Origin of the sequence: Streptomyces sp. P17, assembly GCF_032436805.1 — a bacterium.
Classification (GTDB): Bacteria; Actinomycetota; Actinomycetes; order Streptomycetales; family Streptomycetaceae; genus Streptomyces.
Window position 1 is genome coordinate 1 of sequence record NZ_JAVRBF010000822.1, and the last position, 272, is coordinate 272.

The following is a 272-nucleotide window of genomic DNA, read 5'->3' on the forward strand; positions in this document are numbered from 1 at the left end:
GACGGCAACGGCAGAAACGCGGTGTTCGACACACAGGTGCGGATCGTCGATGGCGGGCTGCCTGCCGCCGACGTGTCCCTGCAGGCGCCGCTGCAACAGGAACAGCGCAATACGCTGTGGCTGGATGCCAACCAGCTCAGCGCGCAGCAGTGGGGACGCATCGATCTGGCCAGCGGTGGCAGCATCGCGGTGGAGGGTGCGCTGCGCCTGCAGGACGGTGGCCAGCTGGTGCTCACGGCCGCCGATGTACTGCTGGGGGGTGACATTCAGAT

General features: G+C 67.3%; 1 protein-coding gene. It reads left to right on the plus strand.

Annotation, left to right across the window (positions count from 1 at the left end; translation table 11 throughout):
- Window positions 1-272: hypothetical protein (locus RMT89_RS43095; protein ID WP_315889212.1), on the plus strand; the 272-nt coding region annotated here is incomplete at both ends.